Source organism: Streptomyces sp. NPDC005302 (assembly GCF_040607345.1).
Taxonomy (GTDB): domain Bacteria; phylum Actinomycetota; class Actinomycetes; order Streptomycetales; family Streptomycetaceae; genus Streptomyces.
The window spans coordinates 136,533-152,333 of sequence record NZ_JBEXGN010000017.1 but is presented as its reverse complement, the minus strand read 5'-3'; the positions used below and the strand labels follow the sequence as shown (position 1 = coordinate 152,333).

The 15,801-nt window shown below is 71.2% G+C and carries 14 protein-coding genes; 6 read left to right on the top strand and 8 right to left on the bottom strand.

All coding sequences use genetic code 11. The features are described from left to right. Position 1: 1 nt before the first annotated feature. Positions 2–1,810: a GAF domain-containing SpoIIE family protein phosphatase gene (locus ABZT74_RS24350; RefSeq protein WP_356175549.1), complete on the bottom strand. Its 1,809-nt coding sequence runs from the start codon at positions 1,808–1,810 to the stop codon at positions 2–4. 406 nt (positions 1,811–2,216) lie between these two features. On the opposite strand from ABZT74_RS24350, the gene ABZT74_RS24345 reads away from it, so the two are divergent. Continuing rightward, positions 2,217–3,323, top strand: coding sequence for a ferritin-like protein (locus tag ABZT74_RS24345; RefSeq protein ID WP_356269288.1), 1,107 nt, complete (start codon positions 2,217–2,219; stop codon positions 3,321–3,323). Between the two features lie 46 nt (positions 3,324–3,369). Here the strand turns inward: ABZT74_RS24345 and ABZT74_RS24340 are convergent, their stop codons facing one another. Next, complete coding sequence (locus ABZT74_RS24340) at positions 3,370–3,717, bottom strand: VOC family protein (protein WP_355876016.1); 348 nt, start codon at positions 3,715–3,717, stop codon at positions 3,370–3,372. A 56-nt stretch (positions 3,718–3,773) separates the two neighbouring features. Beyond that, the gene (locus tag ABZT74_RS24335) at positions 3,774–4,574 is read right to left on the bottom strand and encodes a class I SAM-dependent methyltransferase (RefSeq protein ID WP_356175544.1); all 801 of its coding nucleotides are present in this window, start codon (positions 4,572–4,574) and stop codon (positions 3,774–3,776) included. A 382-nt stretch (positions 4,575–4,956) separates the two neighbouring features. On the opposite strand from ABZT74_RS24335, the gene ABZT74_RS24330 reads away from it, so the two are divergent. Further along, positions 4,957–6,249 (top strand): phosphatase PAP2 family protein, encoded by a 1,293-nt coding sequence (locus ABZT74_RS24330; protein ID WP_356175540.1) that lies wholly within the window; start codon positions 4,957–4,959, stop codon positions 6,247–6,249. A 12-nt stretch (positions 6,250–6,261) separates the two neighbouring features. Here ABZT74_RS24330 and ABZT74_RS24325 read toward each other — a convergent pair whose 3' ends face one another. Next, a complete protein-coding gene (locus ABZT74_RS24325) occupies positions 6,262–8,043 on the bottom strand; it encodes a SpoIIE family protein phosphatase (protein ID WP_356175539.1) in 1,782 nt (593 codons plus the stop codon). Between the two features lie 358 nt (positions 8,044–8,401). On the opposite strand from ABZT74_RS24325, the gene ABZT74_RS24320 reads away from it, so the two are divergent. The 3 genes from ABZT74_RS24320 to ABZT74_RS24310 all read left to right on the top strand — a co-directional run bounded on the left by ABZT74_RS24320 (position 8,402) and on the right by ABZT74_RS24310 (position 9,855). After that, the gene (locus ABZT74_RS24320) at positions 8,402–9,058 is read left to right on the top strand and encodes a hypothetical protein (RefSeq protein WP_356175536.1); all 657 of its coding nucleotides are present in this window, start codon (positions 8,402–8,404) and stop codon (positions 9,056–9,058) included. Positions 9,059–9,177: 119 nt separating this feature from the next. Continuing rightward, on the top strand, positions 9,178–9,411 hold the full coding sequence (locus ABZT74_RS24315) for a hypothetical protein (RefSeq protein ID WP_355876001.1): 234 nt from the start codon (positions 9,178–9,180) through the stop codon (positions 9,409–9,411). 78 nt (positions 9,412–9,489) lie between these two features. After that, entirely contained in the window at positions 9,490–9,855 is a 366-nt protein-coding gene (locus ABZT74_RS24310; RefSeq protein ID WP_356175533.1) for a hypothetical protein, read from the top strand. Between the two features lies 1 nt (position 9,856). On the opposite strand, the gene ABZT74_RS24305 is transcribed toward ABZT74_RS24310, so the two are convergent. The 4 genes from ABZT74_RS24305 to ABZT74_RS24290 form a co-directional block, all read right to left on the bottom strand. Next, positions 9,857–10,369, bottom strand: coding sequence for a GNAT family N-acetyltransferase (locus ABZT74_RS24305; protein ID WP_356175531.1), 513 nt, complete (start codon positions 10,367–10,369; stop codon positions 9,857–9,859). A gap of 50 nt (positions 10,370–10,419) precedes the next feature. Further along, the gene (locus ABZT74_RS24300) at positions 10,420–11,745 is read right to left on the bottom strand and encodes a lanthionine synthetase LanC family protein (RefSeq protein ID WP_356175528.1); all 1,326 of its coding nucleotides are present in this window, start codon (positions 11,743–11,745) and stop codon (positions 10,420–10,422) included. A 55-nt stretch (positions 11,746–11,800) separates the two neighbouring features. Further along, positions 11,801–12,202, bottom strand: coding sequence for a hypothetical protein (locus ABZT74_RS24295; protein ID WP_356175525.1), 402 nt, complete (start codon positions 12,200–12,202; stop codon positions 11,801–11,803). A gap of 545 nt (positions 12,203–12,747) precedes the next feature. Continuing rightward, positions 12,748–13,764, bottom strand: a complete 1,017-nt coding sequence (locus tag ABZT74_RS24290) for a LacI family DNA-binding transcriptional regulator (protein WP_356175522.1) — start codon at positions 13,762–13,764, stop codon at positions 12,748–12,750. A gap of 146 nt (positions 13,765–13,910) precedes the next feature. Between ABZT74_RS24290 and ABZT74_RS24285 the strand changes: the two genes are divergently transcribed. Then, positions 13,911–15,734, top strand: a complete 1,824-nt coding sequence (locus ABZT74_RS24285) for a sugar-binding domain-containing protein (RefSeq protein ID WP_356175519.1) — start codon at positions 13,911–13,913, stop codon at positions 15,732–15,734. Positions 15,735–15,801 lie beyond the last annotated feature (67 nt).

Genomic DNA, 15,801 nt, shown 5'->3' with positions numbered 1-15,801 from the left:
GTCATTCCCTCACCTCGGCGATCAGTACGGCCGTGTCGTCGTCGCCCGCCGCGCGGAACTCCGCGGCCAGGGAGATCAACCGGTCGGACGCGGACGGTCCTCCGCCGTTGCGTCGGACGGCTGCCGCGAGGTGCTCTTCGAAGAAGGTGCCGTCCACACCGCGCGCTTCGAGGAGCCCGTCCGTGAACAGCACCAGCGACTCGCCCAGGCCCAGCGTCCGACGGAGCGGCTCGTACGCGGACCGGTCGAGCACACCGAGCAGTACGCCCCCGGTCGTGAGCTCCTCCACCACCTCGCCGTCCGCGCTGCGCACCAGTGGCCTCGGGTGTCCGGCGTTGGCCAGCTCGACCTCCCAGCCGTCCGGCACGGGGGTCAGCACCGCCACCAGCGCGGTGACGAACCGGGAGCTGCGCTCCGCGATGAGCGCACGGTTCAGCCGGGCCAGGGCCTGCGCCGGCGGAGTCCCGTCCTCCAGCAGTGTGCGGAGGGTGTGCCGCGCCAGACCGGTCAGCGCCGCGGCCTCGGCCCCGCGACCGCACACGTCCCCGATGATCAGGGCGAGCCGGTCGTCACCGGTGACGACCGCGTCGTAGAAGTCGCCGCCGACCTCCAGCGACTCGTCGGCCACCTCGTACGCACTGCTCAGGATCAGCCCCGGCACCTCGGGCAGGGCCCGGGGGAGCAGATGCCGCTGCAGGATCTCCACATGGCGCCGCCGCTGCTCGTACAGGGTGCTCGTGTCGATGGCCAGAGCCGCACGCCCGGCCAGGTCGCCGAGCATGCGCAGGTCCTCGACGCCCTCGGAGCCGTGGTGCAGGAACGTCAGGGTGCCCAGGGCGCGCCCCCTCGCGCGCAGCGGACTGATGCTCAGGACGCGGACAGCGGCTCCGTACCCCTCGGAGCCGGAGCCGGGGCCGAACGGGCCGCCGGACAGGTCCGCTCCGCGCAGCAGCGCGCCCTCGGCCTGCTCCGAAGCGCCGCGCAGCGCCTTGCCGAGCCACGCGTCGTTCAGTGACACCTCCGCCAGCCAGGTCTGGGCGGGTGCCGCCACATGAGCCCACGCCACGGGCGCGAGCCGGCCGTCCGCTCCGAAGAGATGGACGACGCAGCCCTCCGCCATCGCCGGGACGGCGAGCCGTGCGACCCGGCGCAGCGTCTCCTCGACGTCCAGACTGGAGTCCATCTGGAGCGACGCCTCGGCGAGGAACGCGTCCTCCACCTGCCGGCGCTCATGGCCCCGGTGGACCAGCAGGCGGTGGTTGCTCACCATCAGGATCTCCGCGACCTGCTCCAGGCGTGCCCGCAGAACCGGGAGGTTCTCGGGAGGCGCGTCCAGGCCCACCCACAGAGCGGCCCGGTCGGCACCGAGCGGGAAGTGGCACTCCAATACCGTGACGGCCGCGCCGAACGCACGCATCGAGTCACCGGGCCAGAGTGCGGCGTCCCGTGTCAGAGCGTCGTCCTCTACGACCACCGGGCCCTCGACGGCGGCCCCGCGTCGGCGGAACGTCTCGGGGACGGCCCACCGCTCACCGGCCGGCGGCCGGTGCGTGTCGGGCGCGGCCATGGCCGTCGTCAACGTCCGGGTGTAGATCAGCAGCCCCTCGGCGTCCCAGCGCGCACCGGCCGCGACGACGGCGCCGGGCTGCGTCAGCAGGGCCTGATACACCAGGTGGGCGAGATCGGTGACGTCCTGGACGCCGTTCGCCGCCAGCCAGAGACTGTGCAGTTCCCTGGGCCAGCCGTCGGCCTCCGGGGAGCCGCCCCTCTCAGCTGTGTCCTGCTGCGCCTGCTCGGGTTCTTCTGGCATGGCCCCCGCTTCTTCCTCCGAGCCGCGTGGGGGCGAGCCCGAAGCCGCCCCGACCCCCATCAGTTGTCATGAGGAAACTACCTGTTCGGGGAACCATACGGCCTCCACTCCGTCCGGGATCGTGAGCCCGGCTCCCCTTCCATCCTGAAGCGGGGCCGGGATTCGTGCGAACCGCATCCCGTCCGGGTCGCTCCTTCCGTCGTGCGCGGCCCGCCGGACCCTCATCCGTTCGCCGCTGGGCTGTCCGTGGGGGAGGACGCGCCACGCGGTCCGTGCGCTCGGGGCAGGCGCGCCCCGGCTGTTAGCTTCTTGATCGTCAGTGGCCGCCCGGACCACGGGTGAGGCCCGTGTCGGGGTGAGCGTGGAGGCTGCGGTGGCGGAGACCAGAAGAACCCCCGAGGAAACCGTGTCCACCGCACTCGGGCGTCGCGGTTTCCTGGCATCGGCCGCACTGGCGGCCACCGCGCCGGTGGCCGTCTCCTCGGTCGCCCGGGCGTCCGAGCGGTCGGCGCCAGGACGGCTTCCCACCCCCGAACGAGGGGCAGCGGAACGCCTGCTCGCCGTACCGCTGAAGCACCGCCGGGACGACTGGCTCCAGGAGGCCCTGCAGATCGCCGTGGCGGTCGAGTTCTCGACCATCCCGCCGTATCTGTGCGGCTGGTGGTCCATCGGGGACCGCAAGAGCGAGGCCGCCCAGCTGATCCGGCGCGTCGTGCTCGACGAGATGTACCACCTCGGCGTCGTCTGCAACCTGCTCGTGGCGGTGGGCGGCCGGCCCGACATCAAGGCGGCGGCGCCGGTCTATCCGGGCCCGCTGCCCGGCGGGGTGCACCCTGGGCTCACCGTGTACCTGTCGGGCCTGACCAAACCGTTCGTGCGCGACGTCATGATGGCCATCGAGGCCCCCGCGGCGCCCCTCACCGACAGTGGCGACGACTCGCTCAGCATCGGCCTCTTCTACGAGGAGCTGCTGAAGACGTTCCGGTCGGCCGCCCCCGAACTGTCCACGGCCCGGCAGTTGCAGCAGCGCGTCGGTGTGGACGATCTCACCCCCGTGAAGACGCTCGATGACGTGGAGCACGCCATCGACATCATCCGCGAACAGGGCGAAGGCAGCTCCGGCTCACCGGCGGACGCGCCCGGCGACGACCACGTGGCCCACTACTACGCGTTCGCCGAGATCTACCACGGCCGGCAGCTGCGCGAGGAGGACGACGGCTGGCAGTACACCGGACCCGTCGTGCCCTTCCCGGACTCCCGGCCCATGGCCAGGGTGCCCGCCGGCGGCTGGGACAGCCCGCCCGACGAGGCCCAGCGGCTCATCAGCGCCTTCGACAGCGCGTACGCCGGTGTGCTGGAGTCGCTCGACGCCGCGTGGGCCGACGGTGGTGCGAGCAGTCTGACCGCGGCGGTGCGGGGCATGGGGAGACTGGAGTCGCCCGCCGTGGAACTGATGGAGATGCAGATCCCCGGCAGCCAGGAGACGTACGGCCCGCAGTTCCGGCCGGCCTGACCGCTCGGGCCCGCGGGGCCGGGGCGCCGCGCGACGGCGGTGGGCGTCACTCCACCGGGTTCTCGATCAGCGTGATCCGGTTGCCGTCGGGGTCGTGGAGCGCGGCGAACCGCACGGTCTGCGCTCCGGGCTGGACCGCCCCGGCGGTGAGACCGCGTGCGGCGAGGTCGGCGAGCGCCCGGTCGAGGTCGTCAACGTTCAGGTTGAGCAGCGTCGAACCGGCGTGTTCGGGGTCCTGGAACACCTGGATCCAGCCGGTGGGCGTGAGGTGCCAGTCCGCGAGCCCGGGCATGGGCCTCAGATCGGCGGGCCTTCCCAACAGCCGTTCGTACCAGGCCACCGCCCGCTCGATGTCACTCACCGGGGCGACCGCGAGAACGCGTGTGATGGTCATGGAGGGTCTCTTCTCACTCTGGGCGGGTGTCGTCGGGACGGCCGCGTCCTCAGGCCTCAGGGCCGCTGTCCCCAGGCCATCGCCATACCCGGTCCGAACTCGGCCAGAGCCGGGGAGGCCAGGTAGGCGAGGGCTTCGTCGATCACGGCCGAGTCGACGAGCCCGGTCTCCTCCAGCGCGGGGCGCATCCGGTTCCACGTCTCGGACCAGAAGCGGGCCAGGGGGCGGTCCGCGGCCAACGGCGGGCAGACGAGCTCTCCGGCGACGTGCTGGAGACCCTCGTCCCGCAGGAAGTGCGGATACGCGGGGACGGTGGACGTGTCGGTCCCGATGGTCGCCCTCAGCGCCTGCCACATGGCGTCCATGGTCCGGCGGTAGGCCGAATCCGCGTCCAGGGCGTTCGGCAGCTCCACGGCGTCGCCGAGCACCAGCCAGCCGCCCGGGTTCAGCCATCGCGCGAGCCGTGCGATGAGCTGACGGCGTTCGGGCAGATGCATGAGCACGAACCGGGCGTGAATCAGGTCGAAGCCGCCGAGGTCCAGGCCCTCGTCCCTGAGGTCCGCGGTGACCACCCGCACGCGCGAGTCGTCGAGGGAGCCGAGGCCGCTGGTGTCCCGGTCCAGGGCGACCACCTCGGAGGCACCCGCCTCGTCCAGCAGCCAGCGAAGGATGGTGCCCGTTCCGGCTCCCACCTCAAGGCAACGGCGTCCCGGCGCCGCGTCCAGGGCGCGCAACCGACGAACGGTGACCGGGTCGTACACGAGCGCGGCCGCGTCGATCCGCTCCGCTTCCTCGGGGTGCTCGGGTTCGAACAGGTCCTTGCCGTAGTCACCCTCGGAGACCGGAGCGCCGCTCACGACCGGAACCCCGGTCGCTGACCTCCCGGGGCTGCCCTGCCTGTCCGTGCCATGAGAACTCCCTGAGCAGAGAAGACCGGCCGTGTCCCAGGGTGGCAGCATTCCGTTCGCGTCGCAGGCCGTCGAGGGCCCGGGAACGCATTGGCCCCCGCATCGCGCGTGCGCGCCGGAACCCACTTGTGCCGCTCCGATAACATCGTCGGGCTCACGGTGATCGCCCCGATCGCCCGACCTTCACCGGGACGCCATGCCGTCCGGCCGGAAGGGTGAGCCGGGATGACCACCACCTAACACATCGGCCGAACAGTTGATATCTGGAACACCGCGAGAGCCCTCGCGAACAAGCAGCAGCATCGCGTCCGCCGTACGGCGACAGCCCCAGGTGGTTCTGTGGGGCGCGGCGGGGGCGGCGGTCCTGGGATTCCTCATCGCGCTGGAGATCGTCGCGCGGAGGTACGGCGATCCCGGGCCGATCACCAACCTGGGGCGGGAGTTCGTGGCGGCCCCGCATTCGGGACCGCTGCTGTACGCCGGGCTGGCGCTGATGATGGTGGTGCTCACCTGGCGGGAACGGTTCGTCGCGGCCGGCACGGCGATCGGCATCGACGTCGTCCTCACCCTGGTGCGCTGGGCGGCAGGCGCCGACCAGAACTTCGGCAGCGGCGCGCTGTGGGTGATGCTGGGCTGCGCGGGCGTCGCCCTCGTACGTCGCACCGGCCGGGAACGTGCCCTGCTGCTGAAGGGCGTCGGGCTCGGCCTGCTCCTCGTGGGCGGTCACAAGACGGGCGACACCTGGCTGCTCATCACGTCGAAGACGCGCCACGCGGTGCTCGACCCGTACGTGGCGACCGCCGATCACGCGCTGGGCAACCCTTCCTGGCTGGTGGGCCGCGCGGTCATGGCCACCGATCCGATCGGCACCCACGTCCTGAACGCGGTCTACGGTCAGCTCCCGCTGGCCGCCGCCCTCTTCGGGCTGTACCAACTGCGCAACGTGGCCGCCGAACGCGGCTTCCCGGGCCATCACCTGGTGCGTACGTTCCTGGTCATCGGCCTGCTCGGACCAGCCATCTACATGATCTTCCCGGTGGTCGGACCGGTCTTCGCCTACAGCACCGAGGGCGGCCGGTGGGCGGTGGCCGATCTGTGGCCGAACACGGCGCCGCCGCTCGGAGCGCTGCACGCGGTCCCCTTCGACGAGATCACTCCTCGCAACTGCATGCCCAGCCTGCACACGGCCTGGGCCACCACGCTCTTCATCCACTCGCGCAGAGCACCGCGCGTCCTGCGCTGGGTGGGCGCCTTCTGGCTGGTCGCCACGCTCACCGCCACGCTGGGGTTCGGCTATCACTACGGCGCCGATCTCCTGGCCGGCGCGGTGTTCGCGCTCACGATCGAGGCGGCGATGCGCTCGTTCGACCGCGGCTGGGAACGCGCCGGAGTCCAGTTCGTCACCTACGGGGCGGTCGTGTTCACCGCGCTCCTGGTGTCGTACCGCTTCCTGCCGCTGGACATGGCCCGCCACCCCTACGTCTTCGGTCCCCTGCTCCTCCTGGCGACAGGTTCCGTGATCCACCTCTACGTCCGGACCACCGGCCGCTGGGACGCGACACCGGGTCCGAAGCCGGCCCTCGCGCCGCAGGTGGAACCGGAACCCGCGCTCCAGCAGGCGTAGACCGCGCGGCGGTCAGGCGGGCAGGTCGGGTCGGTCCTCGTCGAGCTCGAACCAGACCGTCTTGCCCTCCGGCTCGGGGCGGACACTCCACTGGTGGGCCAGCAGGTCGAGGAGGACCAGGCCGCGGCCCGAGGAGGACAGCTCGCCGGGTGCGCGCCGGTGAGGGACGTCGTCGCTGCGGTCGGTGACCTCCACGCGCAGCCGGCGGTGGTCCGACGCGCCGCTGATCTCGGCCCGCAGGACGGCGGCCTGCTCGGTGTGGACCAGGACGTTGCCGAGGAGTTCGGACGTGAGCAGGACGGCCGTGTCGACCTGGTCGGGACTCGCCCAGTCGTGGAGCAGGCCCTGGAGTTCCATCCGGGCTTCGGACAGGCCACGCGCCTGGTCCTGTTCGAGGGTGAGGAAGAGCCGGCGCTCGGGTGGGGAGACCCGCGCCTCGCCGGCGTCGCGGCGGAGCAGGAGCAGGGCGATGTCGTCCTCGGTGAGCGGCGTGTGCTGCGGGTGGTCTCCCGGCTCCTGGGGGGCGACCACCGCGTTCAGCAGGCGGTCCGCCATTCCGTCGAGGTCCTCGGACGAGCCGGGGGAGAGGGCGTTGCGCACACGGAGCCAGCCGGAGTACATGTCGTGGCCGCCGGTCTCGATCAGACCGTCGGTGCACAGCATGAGGACCTCGCCCTCGTTCAGGGTGAGGACGTTGACCGGATAGTCGTCCTCTCCGAGGTTCAGCCCCAGCGGAAGCCCGCCGTCCAGGTGCTTGAGCAGGCAGGTTCCGTCCGGGAGCCGCAGAACGGGGTGGGGGTGCCCGGCGCGGGCGATGCGCAGGGTGCCGGTGGCCGGGTCGGCCTCCACGTAGATGCAGGTGGCGAAGCGGTCCTCGTCCAGCGCCGCGAGGAACTGGGAGGCCCTGACCAGGACGGCATCGGGTCCGTGCCCCTCGGCCGCGTAGGCGTGGATCGCCGTACGCAACTGGGACATCAGCCCGGCCGCGTGCACGTCGTGGCCCTGTACGTCACCGATCACCAGGCCCAGCCGCCCGTTGGGCAGGCTGAGACTGTCGAACCAGTCGCCTCCGACCATCAGGCCGCCGCCGGTGGGCACGTACCGTGCGGCGACGGTGAGGCCGTCCACTCCGGGGCCGACCCGGCTCATGCTGCTGCGCAGACTCTGGGAGAGGGCCAGATCGGCTTCGTCGGTGTACGTGCGCTCGATGCTCTGGCCGAGCAGGCGGGCCACGGTGGCCAGGAGCGTGCGGACGCCGTCGGTCATCTCCATCGGCGCGCTGAAGCCGGCCACCCACACGCCGGTGACCTGTCCGTATGTGGTCAGCGGCAGGTAGGCCCAGGCCTCGTGGCCCTTCACCTCACAGGACTGCCCGGCGACGGGGAAGCGGTTCCGGTACTCGTCCGCGGAGGACAGGAGGACGGGCCGCCCGGTACGGACGGCCTGGGCCCCCGGGTGATCACTGCCGAGGATGACGCGGAAGTCGTCGACCCCGCAGTCGGTGAATCCGAGCTGGGCCACGCAGTGCAGCCGCTCACGGTCCGACCGCAGCACCAACTGGCTGCGCACCGGCAGCGAGGCGTCGGCCAGCCGGGGGACGAGCGCCAGCGCCTCGCGCAGCGTCTCCGCCCGTGCCAGCGCGTGCCCCACCAGGAGATCGGCCTCGCGGCCGCGCAGACGGTCCGACGGATCCCCCGATCCGTCACCGACGGGCCCCGCCATCCGGTTGAGCGCCTCGACCTGGCGCACCTCGGCGGACTCCTCGGAGCTGCGGCGCTCCCGACCTCCACCCACCTGCGCACTCCCGTCACTGCTCGGCGGCTTCCGTCCTCCCTATGCTCCGTCGGGCCCGAGCGGGCCGCCTCCTCAGCGCGCCGCTCGTCGACGCCCTGCGCGCGCGGAGACCCCGCACGGCCCGGCGCACCCCCGCGGCGGTTGCGGGCGGAGACCGAGGAAACCCGGCTCCGCGACGCCGGGCGCCCGCACCCGTTCGGCCCACCCGTTCGGCCCACCGAGCGCGCGGGCGTCACGACCGGGCGGCACGGTGGTGGTGCCGACGCGGAGCACCGGTCGGCGGCGTCGTGGAGGCCGCCGCACCGTCCGCCGCGCACCTCGGCCGACCGGCTCTCGGGAGCGTTCATCAGGAGGTCTCGTGCACGACAAGCCGCTCCTCAAGAGTGTCGGTGATCTTCTGCGCCGGCGGCACGGCGTCTCGACACGCGCCGCCAGGGCCACGCCGGACGGGTTCGTCCTGGACAACAGGAAGGTCGCCGCGTTCATATCCGGCACGATCAGCACCGAGGACGAGGCGGCACTCGCCGACGAAGTGGCCCGGTTGCTCCCCCACCACTGGGACCTCCCCACCAAGTCGGTCGAGGCGCTGACCCCGCTCGTCGACCACCTCGGCGGCCAGCCGCAGCTGATGGCCTGGCTGGACCACCAGCCCGGCCTGCCGCGGCTGACGGCGCGGATCTACGTCCTGCTGGGTCACCTCGACCAGTACAGCGAGAACAGCGCCGTACTCGACGCCGTTCGGCAGGCCAGGGCCCAGAACCCCTATCCCGCCGGACTCCGGGGCTACCTGATCCCCGAGACCAACGACGAGACGCTGGGCGGTCTCGCGTTCCGGATCGAGGAACTCCTCGGCGACAACCGCCAGGAGGACGCCACCGCGCTCGCGCTGACGACCGCGGACTGGTTGCGCCGCGCCGCACAGAACGCCGAGAACCCCGACTCGGACGTCCGCGAGATGGGCGAGCTGATGGGCCACATGTACGAGGACATCAGCGGGGCCGCACCGCGTTCCTAGGCTGTGAGCATCCGTTCCACAGGCCCGTCTCCGTCCTCCGCATCCATCGACACCCCGTTGCGCGAAAAGGGTTAAATCGCGCCAAAGCGTGGCGCCGATCGGTGACGAGAGGAAACACCATGATCGTCAAGAAGCTGCACGAGGCGGGCGTCCAGAGCGAGCACGCCTACGCGGCGGCCTTCGGCTCCATCGGTCTGTCGCTCGTCTCCTGGCTTGCGTCCAACAAGCAGGAGAACATCGAACGGGCCGACCGGTGGGGCATCTTCGTGGGGGAGTGGGCGCCGACCTTCTTCGCCCTCGGCCTGGCCCTGGCCAACTACGAGAAGGCCGACCCTTTCACGGCCGACGGCTGAGGCAGGAACGCCGGACGCCGCGATCGGCGAACGGTCGACAGGTGACCGTCGACGACGGCTTTCGGGCAGGATGACCTCATGACAAAACTGCCCGCACGGTCGGTCGGTCGTGGCTCCTCCGGTTCGGTGCTGTCCTTGTGGTCGCAGGACTCCGTCCTGTCCATCGGCTCGGTGGGTTCGGTGCTGTCCGTGGGATCGGTCGGCTCGGCCCTGTCCGTGGGGTCGATCGGGAGTGCCCTGTCCTTCGGGTCGATCGGCTCGTCCTTGTCACTGATCTCGGCGGGTTCGTGGCTCAGCACGGGGTCCGTTCTTTCCGCACAGTCCCGCTGGTCGGTGCTGTCCTGGCGTTCCACCCGCGGCTTCCTGGCCGTCGGGGCCGTGGGGGCGGCGGCAGGAGGCGTCGTGCTGGTGACCCAGTTGCTGCGCGCGGCCCAGCGGGACTGACTCAGCCCGCCAAGTCCCTGCCGGGGTCGATGGACCAGTGGTTGGAGTGGATGACCCGCCCCGCGAAGTCCACCTCGACCTGGTCGAGGAGGCGGAAGCCGACGGAGCGGCAGATGCCGTTCGAGGCCGCGTTCCGCGTCGCGGGGAAGGCATGCACCACGCCCCAGCGGTCCTGGTTGCGGGCCTCTTCCAGGAGGATGCGCACGGCGCGCTTTCCCAGACCCCGCCCCTGGAACTCGGGCAGGACCATCCAGCCGATCTCGGAGATCGGCCCGTCGGCGCTGTCGTGCGACCACAGGGCCACCGATCCCGCGACGACACCGGGGTCGCCCGCATCGGGAACGATCATCCTGATCCACTCCAGGTCGCCCGCCGCCTGTTCGGCATCCCGGCGCACCTTGTCGGCCATGCCGTGCGACGGGAGCGGGCCGCCGAGGTCGGCCATCATCCCGGGGTCGCACCGCATCCGGACATAGGCCTCGACATCGTCCGGCGTGACGTTGCGCAGCTGCACGTGCCCCTCCTCGATTACGTCCGGGGCGCTCACCTGACCGGGCCCGTGGCTCACGAACGCGTCACGCGCACCTCGGCCGGCACGGCCCACCACTGGTCGGGGCGGTCCACGACAGGAGACTGCGGGCCGTTCTCGATGTACCGGGCGAGCCGCAGAAGGTAAGCGGCGATGCCCGACGCACCCTGCATCCACGCGGTACCGGGCGGCAGCAGGGGTTCGTCGTCGCGGTACTCGAGGAACCGCCAGCGGGCCCCCGACCCGTCGCGGATCGCCCGCTCCCCAAGGGCGTCGCCCATCGTGCGGGCTCCTCGCAGAAGAGTGTCCGACAGGTCCGTCCCCGCCAAGTCCTGCACGGCGTCCAGGAGTACGTCGCCGACCCCCGCGGTTCCGCAGCAGCGGCCGTCGTTGTCCCAGAACCCGGGGCGGAGCCGTTCGGGCACGCCCGACGTGAGGAGGGAGTTCAGACATCGCCGGCGCAGCTCGTCGACCTGGAGGCCGGCCACCTCCGTGACGCCCGCGTGCGCGAGGGCCGAGAACAGGTGCGAGGTGCCCGCCGGGCCGTGGCACCAGGTGTAGGTGATCGGCTCCACCTCACGCCTGGACGGCGGGATCGTGTGCGGGACGACGAAGCCGTCGTCGTCGAGCAGGCCCACCGACAGCACGTGCCGGGCGCCGTCGACCGCGGCCTCGACGAAGTCCGCCCGTCCGAGCGAAGCGCCGGCGACGGCCAGCGCGGCGGCCACCCCGGCGGTGCCGTGGGAGTAGTTCGGGGCCCGTGACGGGGTGCTCGGCGCGATGCCCCAGTCCAGTCCCGCCTCCGTGCGATCGGCCGTGCGCAGCAGTGCCTCGCCGCCCGTCGTCGCGATCGCGTCGGCGAACTCGCCCCTGGCCCAGACCGCCGTCATGACGACGCCCGCGGTCCCCATGATGATGTCGTTCAGCGGGGCGTCGGAGCCCGGTTCGAACTCGGTGGTCGTCTTCCAGCCGTCGGATGTCGTCAGCTCGTCCAGACGCCGAAGGGCGATGGCTTCCTCTCCTGGGGCGAGGAGCTTCAGCGCTGTGGCGTCGCCGGCCAGCCCGTCGTACAGGGACGGCTCGACGCGGCCTCTCGCCTCGGCCGACAGCCTCGCCACGATGCCGTCGGACAGGGTTCGTTCCCGGTCGCTCAGCTCACGGTGCTGTGCGATCTCCGCCAGTACGGGCGCCAGGCCTGCGATGCCCGAGTACAGCGAGTCGCGGTCCTTCGCCGGTGTCATGTCCCGCCCGTTGCCGGACACCGTCTCCGGGAACCATGGGCCCTCGTCCTCGCGCACCTGGTCCAGCACCCACGACCACGCCGCCTCGCCCAGCTCCTTGTATGCCTCGCTCGTCGCCACCCGGCAACGTTACAACTACGCCCGTCCCGCCAGTAGGCCGCTGCCACGGGACCGGCTAGGGAGACCGGAGTGGGGCGGAGCCGATCGCGGTTCGTCGCTGCGTCACGAGGAACAGCGTGACTCCGCCGGCCAGGACGAGTGCGCCGACGGCCAGCAGGATCCGAGGGTCCAGCAGGCCCTCGGTGCAGGTGCCGCCGTGAGCGGACGTACTGCAGTAGGTGCCGGGACCGTGTCTGTTGAGGTAGGTGAGGAGGAAGAGAGGCAGGCTCGCACTCGACACCAGACCGGGCAGCCCCCGCTGGGCGTCGTGACGCGTCGCCAGAACAAGGGTGCCGATCAGCGGGACCGGCAGGATGAAGATCCCGATCGAGAGGATGCTCAGCAGCGCCAGCAGGTAGCCCGCACCGGTCAGCGCCCATCCGGTGAAGAGCAGCCAGTCACGTCTCCTGCGGGTCATGCGTTCTTCCTTCCCCTGAACGCGCCGCTTCACCGCTCGATCCGCGCGGCCTCGCCTTCCGTAGAGCGGGGGCGTAGCACCTGGCGTCGCCTTCGCGGTTGAAGGCCCCGTGCCCGCCATCGCTGCGGCTGTTGGTGAACACCCCTTTTCTGTAAGGGAGTTAGCTGGTCAGGACCGACATGGAACCCGAGATTGTGGAAACCCTGGGTCGTGCGCACGCGGGCGCGCGGCCTTCCGGACGTGGCCCGCTCGGCAGCCGAAAAATGCCGCGCGCCTCCTGATCACCCGCGTTACGGTGATGTCGTCCAGGTGCGCAGGCAACGGCTACTTCTCCTGTCAAGAGGGAAACGCGGGTTCGAATCCCGTCGCCGGCTCTGCCGGTGTCGTCCAGTGGCCCAGGACGCCACGTCGCCGTCGCCGACCTCGATCTCTGGACACGCGACACGTGCGGCCGTCACGGGGGAGTGGCGGCCGCTTCGCGGACTTCGATGTAATCGATGTAAACGGTCACGTCCGGTGCCGGCCCGCCTCCCGCGCGGACCCCCTCAGCCGCCCGAACTCTCCCGCACGATCAACTGATGTCCGGCGACGTGCTCCGCCGACCCCGACCCCATGTCGGGTCGCTCGATGCGGTCGAGCAGCAGGTCGACCGCCGCCCGGGCGATGCCCTCCTTGTCGGGGGCCACCGTCGTGATCGTCGGGATGCTGTACCGCGAGGCCTCGATGTCGTCGAAACCGACCACGTCGATGTCGTCCGGAACCCGCAGTCCGCGATCGTGGAGTGCGCGCACCGCGCCGAGGGCCAGGTGATCGTTGAGGCACAGCAGCGCGTCCGGCCGCTCGGGGCGCTCGACCAGGGCTGCCGCGGCGCGCGCTCCGTCGAGCCAGTGGAAGGCGTCGACCGGCGCGACGAGATCGGCGTCGAAGGGCAGGCCGGCGGCTTTCAGGGCCTCGGTGTAGCCGATGGTGCGCAGTCTGTCGGTGCCCTGCCTGCCACGCAGCGATCCGCCGACGACGGCGATCCGCCGGCGCCCCCGGGCCAGCAGGTGGGCGGTGGCCTCGCGGGTGGCGGCGATGTTGTCGATACCCACGTGGTCCAGGCTGCCGGGCGTGTGCCGCTCGCCGAGCAGGACGACGGGCAGGTGCTTCTCGTGATTGTCCAGGTCACTCTGGCGCAGGGTCAGGGCGCTGAGGATGACGCCGTCGGTGAACTGGGCGTCGAAGCCGTTGAGGGCCGACAGCTCGCGGTCCCTGCGACTGCCGGTCGCGTGGATGAGGACCGTGCAGCCCCTGCGGTCCGCCGCGGCCATCACGTGCTTGGCCAGTTCGGAGAAGTAGGCGACGTCCAGTTCGGGCACGGCCAGAGTGATCATGCCCGTCCGGCCGCGCCGCAACTGGCGGCCCGCGATGTTGACGCGGTATCCGAGAGCCTCGATCGACTCGCGCACGGCGGCCCGCGTCTCGGGAGAGACGTGTTCGAAGTCGTTGATCACGTTGGACACGGTCTTGGGTGAGACCCCCGCGTGTGCCGCGACGTCCTTGATCCTGACCCTTGCCGCCACCTGTGTCCTCCTCAGCCCCGCCGATCGTATCCGGCGTCACGAACGGGGTCTCGCGTCGGGGCTCGCTCCGCCCAGGGTATTTACATCGATGTAATCGCATGGTGGCATAGGCGCCGCAACGGTCGCCAGCACGAAGCGAGACGCACATGAGTTCTCCCAAGACCCAGGACGTTCCGCGTCCCGAGTACCCCCGGCCCCAATTCGCCCGCACGGACTGGCTGAACCTCAACGGCAGGTGGCAGTTCGAGATCGACCGGTCGGACTCCGGCCTCGAACGCGGCCTGCGTGAGCGGGAGCTTTCGGACGCGATCACCGTGCCGTTCTGCCCCGAGTCGGAGCTGTCCGGAATCGGCGACACGGACTTCATGGAAGCCGTCTGGTACCGCCGCACCGTCCGGATACCCGAGCAGTGGGGCGACGCCCGCGTGCTGCTGCACTTCCAGGCCGTCGACCACGACACCACCGTCTGGGTCAACGGCGTCGAAGTGGCCCGCCACCGCGGCGGCTTCACCCCGTTCACCGCCGACCTCGACGGAGTCGCCGCTCCGGGCACCGACGCCGTCGTCGTGGTCCGGGCCCGCGACACCCGGCACGGCCCACAGGCCCGCGGCAAGCAGGCGACCTGGTACGCCAACACGCACTGCCACTACACCCGCACCACCGGCATCTGGCAGACCGTGTGGATGGAGCCGGTGCCGCGCACCGCCCGCCTCAAGCGGCCCCGCGTCACTCCCGACCTCGGCTCGGGCTCCTTCCACCTGGAACTCCCCGTGACCGCCAACCTCCCGGGCCACCGCGTGCGGGCCGTGCTCACGAGCGCCGGGACCGAGGTCGTACGGGCCGAGGCCCGCGCCGACCTGGACCTGTGCCCGCGCCTCACGCTCGTCGTGCCGTCCGACGCCGTCCGCCCGTGGTCCCCGTCGGACCCGCACCTGTACGACCTGAGCCTCGAACTGGTCGACGCCGAGGGTGCCGTGGTCGACGCCGCCGACTCCTACGCCGGGCTGCGCTCCGTCGCGCTGCGGGGCAAGCAGGTGCTGATCAACGGGGAGCCGGTGTTCCAGCGGCTCGTCCTGGACCAGGGCTACTACCCCGACGGCCTGATGACCGCACCCTCCGACGCGGCACTGGTGCGCGACATCGAACTCGGCCTCGCCGCCGGATTCAACGGGGCCCGCCTGCACCAGAAGGTCTTCGAGGAGCGCTTCCTCCACCACGCCGACCGCCTCGGCTACCTGGTCTGGGGCGAGTTCGGCGACTGGGGCTGCGAGACGGGCGTACGCGACGACAACCAGCAGCCCACCGCCTCGTACACCGCCCAGTGGCTGGAGGCGCTGGAACGCGACTACTCGCACCCCTCGATCATCGGCTGGTGCCCTCTCAACGAGACCTACCAGCACCTGCACGACCGCATCACCCAACTCGACGACGTGACCCAGGCGATGTTCCTCGCCACCAAGGCGATGGACACCACCCGCCCCGTCGTCGACGCCTCCGGCTACGCCCACCGCGTCGCCGAGACGGACGTCTACGACTCCCACTGCTACGAGCAGGACCCGGAGGCCTTCGCCAAGATCATGGGCGGCCTCGCCGAGGACAAGCCCTACCTCAACACCGGCCCCGACCGGGCCACATGGTCCCTGCCGTACCGCGGACAGCCCTACTTCTGCAGCGAGTTCGGCGGCATCTGGTGGGACCCGCAGGCGGCCGCGACCGCCGCCGGCAACGAGATCGGCGACTCCTGGGGATACGGCGAACGACCGCGTACCGCGGGGGAGTTCACCACCCGCTTCACCGGACTCGTGGACGTGCTGCTCGACGACCCGGACATGTTCGGCTACTGCTACACGCAGCTCACGGACGTCTTCCAGGAGCGCAACGGCGTGTACGCCTTCGACCGCTCCGAGAAGGTCGACACCGCCCTGCTGCGTGACGCCCAGCGGCGTGCCGCGGCCTTCGAACGCCGCTGATCACCCTGTCTCCGGTCAGGCACCGGCCCTGACCGCTCCCTGCTTTTACAACGATGTAAGGAGGGCT